Annotated in this window: 22 protein-coding genes and 1 tRNA gene; 16 read left to right on the top strand and 7 right to left on the bottom strand. The window is 62.3% G+C overall.

Going from position 1 to position 14,524, the window contains the following annotated elements:
• Positions 1 to 34: 34 nt before the first annotated feature.
• Positions 35 to 226: a hypothetical protein gene (locus tag BLV07_RS17585; protein ID WP_091887833.1), complete on the bottom strand. Its 192-nt coding sequence runs from the start codon at positions 224 to 226 to the stop codon at positions 35 to 37.
• A 443-nt stretch (positions 227 to 669) separates the two neighbouring features.
• Between BLV07_RS17585 and BLV07_RS17580 the strand changes: the two genes are divergently transcribed.
• The 4 genes from BLV07_RS17580 (at position 670) to BLV07_RS49755 (ending at position 5,549) form a co-directional block, all read left to right on the top strand.
• Positions 670 to 4,083 carry an AAA family ATPase gene (locus BLV07_RS17580; protein WP_091887831.1) on the top strand — a complete coding sequence of 1,138 codons (3,414 nt, stop codon included), beginning with the start codon at positions 670 to 672 and terminating at the stop codon, positions 4,081 to 4,083.
• A gap of 199 nt (positions 4,084 to 4,282) precedes the next feature.
• Complete coding sequence (gene ligD, locus BLV07_RS17575) at positions 4,283 to 5,224, top strand: non-homologous end-joining DNA ligase (RefSeq protein WP_244551134.1); 942 nt, start codon at positions 4,283 to 4,285, stop codon at positions 5,222 to 5,224.
• A gap of 39 nt (positions 5,225 to 5,263) precedes the next feature.
• Complete coding sequence (locus BLV07_RS17570) at positions 5,264 to 5,446, top strand: hypothetical protein (RefSeq protein WP_091887829.1); 183 nt, start codon at positions 5,264 to 5,266, stop codon at positions 5,444 to 5,446.
• Positions 5,418 to 5,549 (top strand): hypothetical protein, encoded by a 132-nt coding sequence (locus tag BLV07_RS49755; protein WP_256477664.1) that lies wholly within the window; start codon positions 5,418 to 5,420, stop codon positions 5,547 to 5,549. Before BLV07_RS17570 ends, BLV07_RS49755 begins: the two co-directional genes overlap by 29 nt.
• 208 nt (positions 5,550 to 5,757) lie before the next feature.
• Here the strand turns inward: BLV07_RS49755 and BLV07_RS17565 are convergent, their stop codons facing one another.
• Positions 5,758 to 5,970, bottom strand: coding sequence for a hypothetical protein (locus BLV07_RS17565; RefSeq protein WP_091887827.1), 213 nt, complete (start codon positions 5,968 to 5,970; stop codon positions 5,758 to 5,760).
• A 489-nt stretch (positions 5,971 to 6,459) separates the two neighbouring features.
• Between BLV07_RS17565 and BLV07_RS17560 the strand changes: the two genes are divergently transcribed.
• The 3 genes from BLV07_RS17560 to BLV07_RS47605 all read left to right on the top strand — a co-directional run bounded on the left by BLV07_RS17560 (position 6,460) and on the right by BLV07_RS47605 (position 7,158).
• Entirely contained in the window at positions 6,460 to 6,693 is a 234-nt protein-coding gene (locus BLV07_RS17560) for a hypothetical protein (protein WP_091887825.1), read from the top strand.
• The gene (locus tag BLV07_RS17555; RefSeq protein WP_091887823.1) at positions 6,687 to 6,914 is read left to right on the top strand and encodes a hypothetical protein; all 228 of its coding nucleotides are present in this window, start codon (positions 6,687 to 6,689) and stop codon (positions 6,912 to 6,914) included. Before BLV07_RS17560 ends, BLV07_RS17555 begins: the two co-directional genes overlap by 7 nt.
• A 76-nt stretch (positions 6,915 to 6,990) precedes the next feature.
• Entirely contained in the window at positions 6,991 to 7,158 is a 168-nt protein-coding gene (locus tag BLV07_RS47605) for a hypothetical protein (protein WP_176945602.1), read from the top strand.
• Between the two features lie 341 nt (positions 7,159 to 7,499).
• On the opposite strand, the gene BLV07_RS17550 is transcribed toward BLV07_RS47605, so the two are convergent.
• On the bottom strand, positions 7,500 to 7,802 hold the full coding sequence (locus BLV07_RS17550) for a hypothetical protein (protein WP_091887822.1): 303 nt from the start codon (positions 7,800 to 7,802) through the stop codon (positions 7,500 to 7,502).
• Between the two features lie 116 nt (positions 7,803 to 7,918).
• On the bottom strand, positions 7,919 to 8,410 hold the full coding sequence (locus BLV07_RS17545) for a hypothetical protein (protein WP_091887820.1): 492 nt from the start codon (positions 8,408 to 8,410) through the stop codon (positions 7,919 to 7,921).
• Positions 8,411 to 8,764: 354 nt separating this feature from the next.
• Between BLV07_RS17545 and BLV07_RS17540 the strand changes: the two genes are divergently transcribed.
• The 4 genes from BLV07_RS17540 to BLV07_RS17535 all read left to right on the top strand — a co-directional run bounded on the left by BLV07_RS17540 (position 8,765) and on the right by BLV07_RS17535 (position 10,471).
• Positions 8,765 to 9,061 (top strand): HU family DNA-binding protein, encoded by a 297-nt coding sequence (locus BLV07_RS17540; RefSeq protein WP_008558895.1) that lies wholly within the window; start codon positions 8,765 to 8,767, stop codon positions 9,059 to 9,061.
• A gap of 317 nt (positions 9,062 to 9,378) precedes the next feature.
• The gene (locus BLV07_RS47600) at positions 9,379 to 9,516 is read left to right on the top strand and encodes a hypothetical protein (protein ID WP_008558897.1); all 138 of its coding nucleotides are present in this window, start codon (positions 9,379 to 9,381) and stop codon (positions 9,514 to 9,516) included.
• A gap of 96 nt (positions 9,517 to 9,612) precedes the next feature.
• Positions 9,613 to 9,801: a hypothetical protein gene (locus BLV07_RS46290; RefSeq protein ID WP_143035442.1), complete on the top strand. Its 189-nt coding sequence runs from the start codon at positions 9,613 to 9,615 to the stop codon at positions 9,799 to 9,801.
• 472 nt (positions 9,802 to 10,273) lie between these two features.
• Positions 10,274 to 10,471, top strand: coding sequence for a hypothetical protein (locus BLV07_RS17535; protein ID WP_091887818.1), 198 nt, complete (start codon positions 10,274 to 10,276; stop codon positions 10,469 to 10,471).
• Here BLV07_RS17535 and BLV07_RS49750 read toward each other — a convergent pair.
• Positions 10,468 to 10,593: a hypothetical protein gene (locus BLV07_RS49750; protein ID WP_283806522.1), complete on the bottom strand. Its 126-nt coding sequence runs from the start codon at positions 10,591 to 10,593 to the stop codon at positions 10,468 to 10,470. The genes BLV07_RS17535 and BLV07_RS49750 overlap by 4 nt on opposite strands.
• Positions 10,594 to 10,973: 380 nt before the next feature.
• Between BLV07_RS49750 and BLV07_RS17530 the strand changes: the two genes are divergently transcribed.
• Positions 10,974 to 11,261 carry a hypothetical protein gene (locus BLV07_RS17530; RefSeq protein WP_091887817.1) on the top strand — a complete coding sequence of 96 codons (288 nt, stop codon included), beginning with the start codon at positions 10,974 to 10,976 and terminating at the stop codon, positions 11,259 to 11,261.
• A 71-nt stretch (positions 11,262 to 11,332) separates the two neighbouring features.
• Here BLV07_RS17530 and BLV07_RS47595 read toward each other — a convergent pair whose 3' ends face one another.
• Positions 11,333 to 11,497, bottom strand: a complete 165-nt coding sequence (locus tag BLV07_RS47595) for a hypothetical protein (protein WP_176945601.1) — start codon at positions 11,495 to 11,497, stop codon at positions 11,333 to 11,335.
• A 265-nt stretch (positions 11,498 to 11,762) separates the two neighbouring features.
• On the opposite strand from BLV07_RS47595, the gene BLV07_RS17525 reads away from it, so the two are divergent.
• From BLV07_RS17525 to BLV07_RS17510, 4 genes are all read left to right on the top strand, one after another.
• Positions 11,763 to 12,524, top strand: coding sequence for an SIR2 family NAD-dependent protein deacylase (locus BLV07_RS17525; protein ID WP_176945600.1), 762 nt, complete (start codon positions 11,763 to 11,765; stop codon positions 12,522 to 12,524).
• Positions 12,525 to 12,722: 198 nt separating this feature from the next.
• A complete protein-coding gene (locus BLV07_RS17520) occupies positions 12,723 to 13,352 on the top strand; it encodes a cold-shock protein (RefSeq protein WP_176945599.1) in 630 nt (209 codons plus the stop codon).
• 114 nt (positions 13,353 to 13,466) lie between these two features.
• Positions 13,467 to 13,952, top strand: coding sequence for a DUF192 domain-containing protein (locus tag BLV07_RS17515; RefSeq protein ID WP_091887812.1), 486 nt, complete (start codon positions 13,467 to 13,469; stop codon positions 13,950 to 13,952).
• 74 nt (positions 13,953 to 14,026) lie between these two features.
• Positions 14,027 to 14,103 (top strand) — tRNA-Pro (locus tag BLV07_RS17510).
• Between the two features lie 104 nt (positions 14,104 to 14,207).
• Here the strand turns inward: BLV07_RS17510 and BLV07_RS17505 are convergent.
• Positions 14,208 to 14,524 (bottom strand): transposase (locus BLV07_RS17505; RefSeq protein ID WP_143035441.1); only part of this gene is annotated, 317 nt, incomplete at its 5' end.

The following is a 14,524-nucleotide window of genomic DNA, read 5'->3' as shown; positions in this document are numbered from 1 at the left end:
GCTGACCCCTACGCTCGGTCGGCCTGAGACGGCCTTATTCCTCGGGGGGTTGCAGACCCGATGACGTCAGCCATTCATCTATATGAGAAGCGGTTTCGAGCTGGCGCAGTTTGCTTTCTAGAAGATCACGCTGTGGTCCTGGCTGCGTATTTTCCAGTTCCGCTATGATGCGGGCACGTTCCGCGTTCAGGTTGTCGTCAATGCGGGATTGTGAGTGTCTTCCCATGGCACTCTCCTTTCCCTGCGTGAATTGGGAGGGAGCGCAAACCGGCGTTCTCATCAAAAGCACAGCGCCGTGCGGTGTTAGAACTAGTGTGCACCCGGAACCGGCGCGACGCCAGAACAAAAAGTCGACCCAGCGAACGTCTGCTGGATGTCACATGGGGACGTCGCGGCCATATTCGTCCTTGGTCCGTTCGCACCCCGCAAGCCGACGTTAGGGCGCAGAAACAGAGGCAGCTTTTGGAGTTACGGTGACAGCGCACTCAATTCAGGCGCCGCTAGCGGTGATCGAAGGCGCGGGGGCGCGGGCGTCTGGCGAATGAATTTGGTGCACTGTCACTGCCCTTCCTCCGCGCTCAACTCGTGACGTTTCACCGCGCCCAGCGCACGCCATCTTGAGATAGACTGGAGCACCTCAGCGCTGAATACGAAAGCCGGGAGGAGCCCATGGACATCGGGACCTGGCTGTGTGGTCTGGGGCTGGGACAGTACGAACAGGCATTCCGGGAGAACGACATCGATGCCGAGGTCCTCATGGACCTCACGGCCGAGGATCTGGTCGGGCTCGGCATCGTCTCGATCGGCCATCGCCGCAAGCTGCTTGCCGCCATTGCTGCGCTGCGCACCGGCTCGATGTCGGCGACCACCCCTGTTACGGCCGTGCCCAGCGTCACCTCCGGCAGCGCTGCGCTTGCACCGGAGGCCGAGCGCCGCCAGCTCACCGTGATGTTCGTCGACCTGGTCGACTCGACCGCGCTCGCGGCGCGGCTCGATCCGGAGGAAATGGCGCAAGTCCTGCGGTCCTATCAGAGTGCAGTGGCGGGCGCGATCGCGCGGTTCGAAGGGCACGTGGCGAAGTACATGGGCGATGGTGTGCTGGCCTATTTCGGCTATCCGCGCGCCCATGAGGATGAGGCCGAACGCGCGGTGCGCGCCGGCCTCGCGGCGGTCGCGGCGGTGCACAACCTGGCATCGGCGGATGGCGACACGCTGGCGGCCCGTGTGGGCATTGCGACCGGTCCGGTGGTTGTCGGCGAGTTGATCGGCGAAGGTGCGGCGCGCGAGGAGACCGTGGTCGGCGACACGCCGAACCTCGCGGCGCGGCTGCAGGCCATGGCCGCGCCCGGCACTGTGGTGATTTCCGCCCGCACCCGGGAGCTCATTGGCGGACTGTTTGAGCTTACCGAGCTCGGCATGCAGATCTTGAAAGGCTTTCCCGTTCCGGTGCGGCCGTGGCGCGTGGTCGGGGAAGGCGCCGCCGAGAGCCGGTTCGAGGCGTTGCACGGGGCTGGACTGACGCCGCTGGTCGGTCGCGACCATGAGATCGGCCTGCTGCTCGAGCACTGGGAGCGGGCCAAGGAGGGTGACGGCCAGGTGGTTCTGCTGACGGGCGAGCCTGGCATCGGCAAGTCGCGTCTTCTGCGGGCGCTGCGCGGGCGACTTGAGAATGAGCCGCATACGGCCCTGAGCCACTACTGCTCACCGCACCATCAGACCAGCCCGCTCTATCCAGTGATCGGGCTTTTGGAGCGGGCAGCGGGCTTTGCCGCGGACGATCCCGCTGCAACGCGGCTCGACAAGCTCGAGGCGCTGCTCGCGCTATCGACGGAACATGTCGCCGCGGTGGCTCCGCTGCTCGCGGCATTGCTGTCGCTGGAGACGGATGCGCGCTACCCGCCGCTCGACATGAGCCCGCATCGGCAGAAGGAGCGGACGCTTGACGAACTTGTTGATCAGGTGTTGGGGCTTGCAATGCGCCGGCCCGTCCTCGCCTTGTACGAGGACGTGCACTGGGCAGATCCGACCTCGCTCGAGTTGCTCGATCTGCTGGTCGACCGAGTGCAAGGCGCCCCCGTGCTCGTCCTCATCACCTTCCGGCCCGAGTTCGTGCGGCGCTGGACGCGCTATGCCCATGTGACCCCGCTGACCCTCAGCCGGTTGAGCCGCCGGCAGGGCGCGGCAATGGTCGCGCGGCTGAGCGGCGGCAAGGCGCTGCCGCCTGCGGTGCTCGACCAGATCGTCGCGAAGACCGACGGCGTGCCGCTGTTCGTCGAGGAGCTGACGCGGACTGTGCTGGAGACCAATCTACTCCGCGATGAGGGCGACCATTACGCGCTCGCGGGGCCGTTGCAGCCCATGGCAATCCCAACCACACTCCAGGAATCGCTGTTGGCCCGGCTTGACCGGCTGGCCCCCGCTCGTGAGGTGGCTCAGGTCGCGGCCGCGATTGGCCGGGAATTCTCTTATGAACTGCTCGCGAGGACGACGGCGCTCCCGGAGAGTGACCTGCAGGCGGGGCTGGATGACCTCGTCGATTCGGGCCTCGTGTTCCGGCGCGGTACGTCGCCTCAGGCGACCTACAGCTTCAAGCATGCGCTCGTGCAGGACGCCGCCTATGCGACCCTGGTGCGTCCGAAGCGGCAGCGCTTACACGCCCGGATCGCCACGACCATTGAGCAGCATCTTCCGGAGACGGTGCAGACACAGCCGGAGCTTCTGGCCCACCATTACATGGAGGCGGGGCTGGCTGAACCGGCCATCGACTATTGGCTGAAGGCGGGACAAGCAGAGATCGCGCGCTCGGCCACAGCAGAGGCGATCACGCAGCTGACCAAAGGTCTCGAACTGATCTCTGCTCTCCCCGACGACGCCGCAAGATGGCGGCGGGAACTCGAACTGCAAGTCGCCCTCGGTGTCGCCCTGATGGCTGCGAGGGGCTGGGCCGCACCGGAGGTCGGGCGGGCTAACGCGCGGGCCCGAGACTTATGCGAGCGCCTCGGCGACACGTTGCGGCTTTTCCCTGTTCTCTATGGGGAGTGGGTTTTTCACGTCGTGAGGGCGGAGCTCGAGGCTGGTCGAAGTGCAGGCGAAGATTTACTCCGCCGCGCTCAGGAACAGAACGATGCTGCCGCCGAAACCATCGGCAACCGCATCGTCGGAACCGCTGAATTGCTTCGTGGCGAGTTAGTGGCTGCGCGCGCCCATCTAGAGCGGACGCTCGCTCTCTATGATCGGGCCGCCCATCGGTCGCTTGCCTTCCTGTTCGCACAGGATCCAAGTGTTGCAGGACTGTCCGTTCTATCCTGGGGACTGTTCGCACTTGGCTATCCCGAGCAGGCCCGGGCGACGAGCGAACAGGCATTGAGAGACGCGACGGAATTGTCCCACCGCAATACCCTCGGCTATGCGCTGCTTTACGGCTGCATCCTATCGCAGCTCCGCCAGAACCACGACGAGGCCCGAGATCGGGCGAATGCGCTGATCGCGCTTGCAGCCGAGCAGGATTCCCCACATTTCCTCGGAGCCGGCATCATCATTCGCGGCTGGACGCTGGCCGAGGCTGGGGATTTTGACACTGGTATTGCGCAGATCCGAGAGGGACTTACGATGTGGCAGGCTACCGGAGCGGGCTTCCTGGTACCCTATTTCCGAAGCCTGCTTGCTCAGGTCCACGGTCGGTCCGGCGCCGTGAACGAGGGCTTGGATCTCATTACCGAAGCGATCGACCGCGTGGAAAAAACCGGCGAGCGGTGGTTCGAGGCCGAGCTCCATCGGATAAAAGGCGAGTTGATGCTGCGGCTGCCGAGGCCCGACCCGACCGCCGCGGAAGCACAGTTCGGGCATGCGGCTGCAACCGCGCACCAGCAAGGCGCCAAGCTCTGGGAGTTGCGCGCTGCGACATGCCTTGCACGACTTTGGATAGAGCAACGCCGGCGCGACGAGGCTCACGATCTGCTTAGTCCGCTCTATGGCCAGTTCGCTGAGGGCTTTGAGACACCAGATCTTCGGGCTGCTAGAGCAGTACTTCAAGAGATCATTGTCAGCTCCGAGAAGAATCCGATCGCAGGTCCCAGCAGTTGATTCTGCAACGAGCATCGCGGCTCCCTGGTCAAGTCGGCCGCGCGGGAGACCGCGTCCTAGTAGATCGCGGGTGGGCACTCAACCTCAGCCAGAATTTCGGAACGTGGCGATCGCCTCGGCGTTGCGACTCGCAAGTAAGGCAGGTGCACGGCCCGCCGTCAGCGCCCATCCCAACCGCGGGCTCTCGTGAGTTGCGTCAGTGGCGAAGCGTACCAAGGCACCTCCGGCCAAAGCGCCGGAAGACGCGCCCATGCCGGGCTTCATCAGCCCGCAGCTGGCGATCCCGAAGATGAAGCCGCCTTCGGGGGCTCAGTGGATTCACGAGATCAAATACGACGGCTACCGCATCCAGCTCCGGATTGACGGCGACGACCGCAGAGCTTTGACGCGCACCGGCCTGGACTGGACGAACAAGTTTTCCACCATTGCGGGCGCCTTCGACATCGCAGGACAGGCGATCGTGGATGGCGAGGTCGTGGTCATCCATGAGGGGCGTCCCAGTTTCGCCGAGCTGCAGGCCGATCTCGCGAGGGGCGATCAGGATCGCTTGCTGTACTTCGCCTTCGATCTCCTGTGGCTCGATGGGCAAGACCTTCGGACCTTGTCGCAGATTGCCCGCAAAGAGCTGCTGAAGCAGCTGATCGAGAGCCACAAGCTGGAGAAGCCGATCGTCTACAGCGAGCACCATGTCGGGGACGGGCAGGCGTTGTTCGAGGCCGCAAGCAAGCTCAACTACGAAGGCATCATCTCGAAGCGGGTTGACGCGCCGTACCGGTCGGACCGGGTCGAAGCCTGGCAGAAGATCAAGACGGTCCAGCGCGGGAAATTTCCCGTGGTCGGATTCGTCAAAGACCCGTCCGGCGTCGCGGCGCTATACCTCGGCAAGCAGGAGGGCAAAGAGCTGCGCTACATGGGCAAGGTCGGGACCGGCTGGTCTCGAACGAAGTCCGCGGAGATCCGCAAGGCACTGGAGACCGTCGTCAGCCCCAAAACCAAGCTCACCAAGCCCATCAGGAAGCCGAAGGCCACCTGGGTCGAGCCGACGTTCTACGCTGACGTGGAGTACCGCGACATCACATCCGAAGGGTTGTTGCGCGCCAGCTCATTCAAGGGGCTGAGCAAAGGAACGCGCCGTTCCTAGCTGCGTTTTAGCTTCCACAGTGTGCGTGGAGTACCGGCCGTGAAACCGGATCGCGTGAGGGCAGCCGTCAAACAGGCCCAGGCCATTCTGGCGAGCTATGTCGAGCCGGGGTCTCGCGACGGCAATAAGACAATCAATGATCTGCTGGATGTTCTCGATGACGAAGAGCTGATCGAGGCCATGGAGAGGGAAGATGCGCAAGGCACTGGCAGAACTGAGTGAGGACGAACGTGACGTGTTGCTTTATCTGGCCGACCTCGGCACTGCAGCATGTCTCTCGGGCCTGATCGTCAGCATCCTCAAGCTCATAGGCGATCTGTTCTGACAAAGCCCGACTGCCCGATCTGGCTTGGCATCGGCTTTGTGTGCGAGAGCCATCCTGATCGTGCTCGGAGTCCTTTTCGGAGGCCTCTAATAGTGGTCGCTGGCCAACAAGCGGGAGCCGACCGGACTTGCACCGTGCTCGTCGACCTCATGGGTTCGAGCAACATGGGTTCGAGCAAGTCGGCGTGGGGCTACCACGGGAAAGTCCGCTAGCGAACAACGCCTGCCGCATCGTCGTCCTCGTTCGGCAAGAGCCAATCGATCGCAAGCAGGCCGGCCTCAAGTAGAACGAAGGCAACAATGCCGCCGAGCAGTCCGAAGAACACAATCGAGAAGGTTGCGAGCATAATCGCGCAGAAGACGTCGGCAAGCACCTTGTAAGTGCGCTGCGCCTGATCCTGCTTGGATGTGAAGTACGGCATCCGGGCTCCTCCAGCATTTGGGTCAGCTTAGTCAGAACGAGCAGCGATCGTCTGTTCCCGATGGAGGTAGGGCAATCGTATTTGAAAGCGACCTCCCTGCGGCCATCCTTCGAGACGCCCGCTTGAGGCGGGCTCCTCAGGATGAGGGCGGAGTGTGCGCCAGCAAATTCAACGGACACCGATGCCGCTTAGCCTCATCCTGAGGAGACCGCCACCGGGTCCGCGCAAAGCGCGGCCCGATGACAGGCTCCGCGGTCGTCTCGAAGGACGAGGCGCGCGCTCAGGCCTCCCCAATGCCATATGCGATTGCCCTGCCTATGATGGAAGGTAGGGCTACCCGCGCACTCGCACGCGTGCCATCCGTTCTGAGCGGTTGCGACCCAAGTGCGGCGCAGGCGGCACAATTCCTCCTTCTCAATCCAACGTCGGACTCGACTTTCCGTTCCGTTTTTGTTCTCATGGACCACATTCAAAATCGCGGGGCTGAACATGCCGGACCTGGACGTTGTCAGGCGGGAGATCGAACGGATGCGCATCCGGATGGGAAGGCAGAGGAAGGAGATCCTCCAATTGCAGCGGGCGGGTGTCGGGACGGCCTCGGCCGAAGCACTGCTGTCGCGGATGGAGGCGAAGATTGAAAGTCTTTGCGCGCAGCGGGACGCGCTGAAGAGCGCGCAGCCGCGCCAGACCAAGGGCAGGGTGCTCGGCGGGAGGACATGGTGAGCAGGCGTTGGTTCGACGATGAGAGAGAGCTATCGCCCTTCCTGACCGCGCTCGAGGACGTTCGCCGAAGAGCGACGCGGGAAGGGTGGTGCTATGCCCACGTCCAGGCCATCATCGTGGCCATCGACCAGTACGCGGAAGCTGCGACCGGTAATCGCGAATATTTCCTGAACAAGCCGGTTTCAATTGGTGAGAGCCGGAAGGCCGGGGACGTTCGGTGAGGGGCGGTTCTACTGCGGGACAGGCCGAGCGGTTACGGCGGTTGAACCCCGCTGACGACCGATGCGACCTATTGCCATGCTTCAAGGCCTGCTCAGCGCGATCGCGGAGATGCTCCTGTCTGCCGCATGGAGCGCCATCGTCAGATTCTTCGGTCTGGAAAACGTCGTCGAAATCGTGACGGCGGTCTTCGGGCTTGGCTGTATCGTGATTGGCTTCACGGTCTATTTGCTGGGCGGCCAGTGAACATGGGAAGGCTCGCTCGCGTCGTCGCAACAGCCGCTGAAATATGTGCTGGTTGCAACCATCGCGATCCTCATGGTGCTGGGATCACGGCTCCCGCTCCGGATCTTCAACCGACTCCGCGGATAACTTCCCGAAGTACCTTCCGGCTCGCGATGAAGCTGGCTTCGCTCGTTCGCCTGTAGCCCATCCTTCGAGACGCCCGCCTATGGCGGGCCCTCAGGATGAGGTCGCGTGTCGCGGTCGAGATATCAGAGCCTCATGGTGAGGAGCCCGCCGGAGCGGGCGCCTCCGGACAATGCTTTGCATCGCCTGGCGAAGCATGCAGGCCGCGCCGTCTGCGATCAGGCTGCGATCCGTTGCTCGACCGGCGCCGTCAGGTATTTGAGCACTTCTGCATGCTCGAGGTCGGGGACCGCGATGGCCGTGTGGCTGTACATCGCATGGCTCCGCGAGTTTGCGATCTTGTCCAGGATCTCTTTGCCTTTGATGACGTGGAGGCCCATGCCGTCCCCAGAGGGGAAGATCGCGAGCACGACGTCATAAGCTGCGATGACGGCTCGCAGCGCTTCGGCCTTGTCCTCGGCGATATCGACAAAAACGCGCACATCAGCCGCGAGTTCACGCAGCTCGTTAAAATCCAACACTGTGAGGATACTCCAACGCAACGATACTGATGCGAGATTGGAGACGTTAGGTTACCGAAGTCTCAACAAGGCGTGCCCAGTCACAAGTTTCACGATGAGGTGACTCATCGTGCTCCCTAGCGCCTGGCTTCGTCTTTGCGAACCCTGGCCTCCGCGGCTTCGCCCACGAGGTTCAAGGCGAGGCCGTCATAGCTCAGCTTGAGCTCACGGCCGACGATCCATGTCCACCCCGCGTGGACCTTGATCGGCTGAGCGTTGAACTGGTCGGAGATCGATTTGACGGCGGCTTCCTGCGGCCCCGGATTGTTCAACTCCGCATGGACACGCCAGATCGGGTGCTTGGCGTCGGTGTCGTCACTATCGACCGTGATCTTGGCGCCATTGATCTCGCATTCGAGGGTGTACGAGTCCCGGATCTGGCGGCAGAGGTAGCGACGTTGACTGACGAGCTTGCTGGTCTCGTCGAATGTCATCCCGGGCGAGAAACCGAAGATGTCGGATTTTTTTACGAGTGCCAGGGACCCTGGCTTCAAGAAGCTTGGCTGGATGGCGACGAGGGCGGCGATTGCAACAACGATCAAGCCGGCGATGACGATAGCGACCTTCATGAGTCCCCCATGAAAAACCTTTCGACCATATAGCAGCCGCGGCGCTCTACCAGGCCGGCAAAAGCGAAAACCCCGCCTGGGGGAAGCGGGGCTTTCTGGTGGGGTGAAGCTTAGGGACTTCAATAAGTAAGACGCGCCAGGCGGCAAATGGTTCAAAAAGAATCGGCAAATGCTGCAACATCTTTCACAGGAAGTCGGGAACCCTAGAGAACCCCTGCTTGCGTTTTGGGCCTCGATAGGCTCTAAGCCCGGTCACTTCATGACCTCTGGCATGAATTAGAAGCGCGCCTCCGCGGTCCGGCCGCGTCCACAGCAGAGTTTACGCACGCGCATCCCTTCAAAGGAATTCAGAACATGGCGAAGATGACGAAGACCCAATTGATCGATGCAATTGCGGAAGGCACGCAGCTGTCGAAGAACGACGTGAAGTCGGTGATCGAATACATGGCGACGGTGGGCTACAAGGAGCTCAACGAGTCCGGCGAGTTCGTCATTCCCGGCTTCGTCAAGATGTCGGTGGTGAACAAGCCCGCGACCGAAGCCCGGATGGGCATCAATCCCTTCACCAAGGAGCCGATGCAGTTTGCGGCCAAGCCGGCGAGCAAGTCGGTCAAGGCCTCGCCGCTGAAGGTGGCCAAGGACGCCGTCTAAGGCGCCGGCGCTGACAAGAAAAACCCCGCGCTTTCGCACGGGGCTCTCTTGGCTGACGGCGTTGGGATTTCAGCGCCTAGCCGCCAACCATGCTCGTAACGTAAGGTTGAAAATCCAAAATGCAACAGCGCTGCGATGACGGAGTATGTTCGTCAAGCGGCGCTGCCGTATGACTGGGCCCTGAAATCCCCAGCCTCCATGGGGCCGCGCAGCGCGGAAAAGGTTCAAGCCGCTACGCCCTGTGGAATTTCGGGGGAGGGGCTGGACACGTCGTTCTCATTTTGTTCTAGTCAGTCATCTTCTCTTGGAGGTGATTCATGACCGTCGAGAAACAGCGCGAAGTGATCAGGCTCTGGAACGAGCTCAGGAAGCTGGAGGGCCCGGCCGCAGAAGAGCTGCGCATCCAGATCCTGGAATGCTTTTCGGAGAAGGGCAAAGCGAAGCGGGCGGCGTGAGTGGATCGGCGAGCGTCGACGCTGATGCCTTTGAAACGAACGTGTGACGGAACGAAGGTGTGACGGAACGCGTTCGCGCAGCATGACGTGACCGCAATGCGCCAAGCCGATGACGGCAAACTCACCCAACAGCTTTCGGTGCGAGCCGTGCCGCGAGATCGTCATCGTGTTCACAGTCGCCTCGAAATCCGTGTCGCCGAAAATTTTGCCGCCGAAAATTTTGCGGTGCGCCGAAGACGTTACGGCGCCCGCTTTCATCGATCGTTAGGATTCGCATTCGTCTGATTTTTCCGACTCCGATTCGTTCTTTGCGAACGAAATGGAGTCGGATGTAGAACAAGCCGTGCCTTCTGTATCGATGCGGGACATGTCGGTCACGGCTGGCTTTCGCAGGCAGTCGTTTGTTGCGACCGCGACTCGCGGCTGCGCCAAGACAAACTGTCGGTGCCGCAGCGATCGACCTCACGTGATCGGGCGCTCGCCGCGCGCGCTCACACCACTTGTTAAGAGTTGCTCCGCGCCGATTTCTTCGATTCCGATTCGTTCCTCGCGAACGAAAGGGAGTCGAAGCTGGAACAAAGGCGGTCGTCGCGCGGCGCACCGAGATCTTGGCGCAACGTCTAACGAAACCTTGTCCGAAAGCCGATAACCCTATTCGGTTAGGTTAAAAGCCCAATCACGTTGCGCTTGCCGCTACTTGGGATAGGTGTCTGGCAACGACAATCAAGAAGCGATTTTGCGAAGAAGCCATTTTGTCATGACGCCATTTTCAGAGCCGTCCTTTCATCAAGGCGATCGCCACACCTACCGGCGCGTCGCCATCGTCGGCACGCTCTTCTGTCTCGCTTTCGTGGTGATCAGCTTTTCGCTGCGGCCGCAGGCCGAGGACACCCGTGTCGCGGTCAAGGCCGATCGGCTGGTGCGCACGGCAGGGCAGGCGCTGCACGCGAACTAGCGCTTCTCGCCGCAGATCCGGTCGTCCGCGGACCTATCCCGGAACGTGCCGCCGCGCGTCGCGAGCGCCACGAAACCGGCATAGCCGGACAGGTTGAGCAGGACTTCGAGCCACGTGGGCATGTCGGGCCTCTTCTGCCTGAAGACGACTTCAACGTGTGCGCGAAAATCTTGTTCCACGCTCACAAAAAGAAGCGTCGTTCGGAGCCGCGACGAAGGATCAGGCTGCCGGCCGAAGGCGCACGCCGGCAGCCGCTATGGTCTGCTGCATCTCTCCCGCGAAACTAAAAAACCCCGCCAGCACCGCGGAGGATGCTGACGAGGTCTTCGTGCTGTCGCCTCAACCCGGATGGCGGAGGCTTCCGCACTTGCGAAGTCAATCCGCGCAGCGAGCGTTCGTTCCCGCGAGTTCACTGTTTTTTTGACCGCTTTCGGTTCCGCGCTGCGCGCAACCATCGCAGGCTCTCGCCGTTGTCCCGCAAGACGCGCGAAGGAGGATAATCATGAAGAAGACACTGGCAGTTCTGGCCACCGTCGCAGCCGTCGGCGTAACCGCGGTCGCGGCGCCTGCGCCAGCCGAAGCGCGCGGCCGCGGCATCGGTCCGGGCCTCGCATTCGGCCTTGCCGCCGGCGCAATCACGGCGGGCGCGGTCGCAGCATCGCATCCCTATGGCTATTACGGGCCGGGCTACGGCTATTATGACGGCCCGGGCTACTATTACGGACCGGGTCCCTACGCCTATTACGGCGGCGGACCGTACTACCGGCACCACCACTGGCGGCACTGGTAGCGAGTTAGAAGCGAAAAGCCCGGAGCGAGGCTCCGGGCTTTTTTTCGTTCGTATGCGCGTGACGTCTCGCCCTACGGCCAGAGCGAGGGACGTTCGACCTTGCGGGCATTCTCGAGTGTCGACACGAAATATTCCTCGCGCTCGCGCTTGAACTTCTCCTGGGTGGCGCGGAAGGCGGCAACACGGGTCGCGATCTCCTCGCCTTCGCGAGCTTTGCGTTCTTCATCTTCGGTCATATCCATCCCCTCTGTTCGCACCTGTTTCCACTGACCTCGAGCACTGCCGCCGCATCGCGCTGCGAGTCGGATTCGATACATCCATTGGGGCTCCCGAATGGGGCGTCAATGGGGAGGAGGCATTGCAGGATTGTGATATGCGATGGGCGGCAGGAATTGCCGAGTCTGTTTCTCTTCGCTCTTTTCGTCACGGTGGATAAGAGCGTCAATAATCTTGCCGCTTGTGCGTCTTTGCAGTGTGCGCAAAACACATCGGGAGCAGCGCGTGATAGCATCGGACCTTCGCAGCGGCGTTGAACGGCTCGGCGACATGATCGCCGAAGCGAAGCGAATCGTGCCGTTCACCGGTGCCGGCATCTCGACCGAATGCGGCATCCCTGACTTCCGCTCGCCGGGCGGAATCTGGACGCGCAACCGTCCAATCCCGTTCGACGAGTTCGTGGCGAGCCAGGAGGCGCGCGACGAATCCTGGCGCCGGCGCTTTGCGATGGAGGAGGTGTTCGCGGCGGCAAAGCCGGGCCGCGGTCACCGCGCTTTGGCCTCACTCTACCGCGCCGGCAAGGTTCCCGCCGTCATCACCCAGAACATCGACAATCTGCACCAGGCCTCGGGGCTGGCCGCCGAGCACGTGATTGAACTTCACGGAAATACTACTTATGCGCGATGTATCGGATGCGGGCAGGCCTATCAACTCGACTGGGTGAAGCGCCGTTTCGACGAGGAGGGCGCCGCGCCCAATTGCACCATGTGCGACGAGCCGGTGAAGACCGCCACGATTTCGTTCGGCCAGATGATGCCCGAAGATGAAATGCAGCGCGCAGCTGCGCTATCGCAAGCCTGCGACCTCTTCATCGCGATCGGTTCCTCGCTGGTGGTGTGGCCGGCGGCGGGCTTTCCGATGATGGCGAAGAACGCCGGCGCACGTCTTGTGATCATCAATCGCGAGCCCACCGAGCAGGACGACATCGCCGACCTCGTGATCCATCACGACATCGGCGAAGCGCTCGGGCCCTTTGCCGGCAATTGAGGCATCAATTTGATTCGCGGCTGTGCAAGCTGTTCATAGGTTCCGGCGAATCTCTTTTTTGTCTATGCCTCGCAACCGGGAGTGTTATCTTTTGAGTCGAAAGATTCGCGTCGCGTCGAATTGAGAACATTCTCTTAAGACGCGTGATTCGAGCGCCGCCAAAGTGGCGGGTTGCATGGCAGTGTGGGGTCCGGGGTTATGGGGTCGTCGGACGGATTTGAGTCCAAGAAGGTCGGAGTTCCCGTGGGCGAGCACGGCAGCGGTCGCGACAGCGCGCTCAGCCCCTTCACCGGACTGGGTGAGGGCAGCGCCAACCTCGTCGAGGTTCACGGCGTCATCAAATGGTTCGACGCCTCAAAGGGCTACGGCTTCATCGTGCCCGACAATGGCTGGCCCGACGTGCTGCTGCACGTCACCGTACTCAGGCGCGACGGCTTCCAGACTGCTTACGAGGGCGCCCGCATCGTCGTTGAGTGCGTCCAGCGCACCAAGGGCTATCAGGCATTCCGCGTGGTCTCGATGGACGAATCCACCGCGATTCATCCGGCGCAGATGCTGCCGCCGCGCACCCACGTCACGGTCACGCCGACCAGCGGCCTGGAGCGGGCCCAGGTCAAATGGTTCAACCGGCTGCGCGGCTTCGGCTTCCTGACCTGCGGCGAGGGCACGCCCGACATCTTCGTGCACATGGAGACACTGCGCCGCTTCGGCATGACTGAGCTGCGCCCCGGCCAATATGTGCTGGTCCGGTTCGGGCCCGGCTCCAAGGGAATGATGGCGGCCGAGATCCATCCCGAGACCGGGTCGCCGGGCTTGCAGTCGCACTAAGGCACCCCATTCCCGCAATCGTGAGCAGAGGCGCGCCGGTCAGCCAGCGCGCCTCTGGCTTTTCCGACGACCGTTGCGTAAGGACTGTTCCAGTCCCACGCCGCGAGTGCCCCCATGAATTCTGATCGAAAGGCCGTCTGGTCCGTTGCGAAGGGCTGGCTTGCCGCCATCCTCGTCGTTGCCGGCATGGCAGTCGCAATCGGATCTGTTCGCGCCGCGAGCTTCCAGCCGCTCGAGATCGTCACCAGGAACGGCGTGCAGGTGTTCTCGGTCGAGCTGGCGACGACCGAGCAGGAGAAGCAGACCGGCCTGATGTACCGCAAGGAGCTGGCCGACGGCAAAGGCATGCTGTTCGACTTCAATCCCGAGCAGGAAGTGTCGATGTGGATGAAGAACACCTACGTCTCGCTCGACATGATCTTCATCCGCGCCGACGGCCGCATCCTGCGCATCGCCGAAAACACCGAGCCGATGTCGACCAAGATCATCTCGTCCCAGGGCCCGGCCCGGGCCGTTCTGGAGGTGGTGGCGGGAACGGCGCAGAAATACGGCATCCGCCCCGGCGACCGGGTCGCCCACCCGCTGTTCGGCAGCAAATAGGCGCCCTGGAACGGCGTCATTGGCGCCTTGCTGACGCGCCGGGAAGCGTGTATCGACGGGGCTCGCCGGACATTCGGGGTATAGCGCAGCCTGGTAGCGCGGCAGTTTTGGGTACTGCAGGTCGTTGGTTCGAATCCAGCTGCCCCGACCAGTTCCGACGTGTCCCCGAAGAATGCCCCAGGCCGATGCCCAAATCTCTTGCCTAGGGATTCGGGGGGCGCCTTAGAGCCTGACTCAAAAAGGGCGGCGAGCTTTTTAGGGTGCAGCGAGGCGTCTTGTCAGCAGCCTGAGATGGGCAACATGAAGCCAGGCAAGCTCTGTCGCGGCCGAGCCTTCAAAGTCTCTGGTGAGGCGTCGGCAGCGACCGAGCCACGCAAAGGTGCGTTCGACCACCCAACGTTTGGGCAGGAGCTGGAAGCCCTTGACCCCCGGTGGTCGCTGGACGATTTCGATTGTCCACGGTCCACAGTGGGACAGCGCGTTGGTAAGCTGTTTGCCGCGGTAAACCCGATCGGCAAAGACATGTTGGAGGCTCGGGAAGCGGTCTCGCAGGTGCTCGAGCAAGGGGACCG

Source organism: Bradyrhizobium sp. Rc2d, assembly GCF_900099855.1.
In the GTDB taxonomy this organism is placed as follows: domain Bacteria; phylum Pseudomonadota; class Alphaproteobacteria; order Rhizobiales; family Xanthobacteraceae; genus Bradyrhizobium.
The sequence above is the reverse complement of the archived record's forward strand: the minus strand, read 5'-3'. Positions and strand labels throughout refer to the sequence as shown.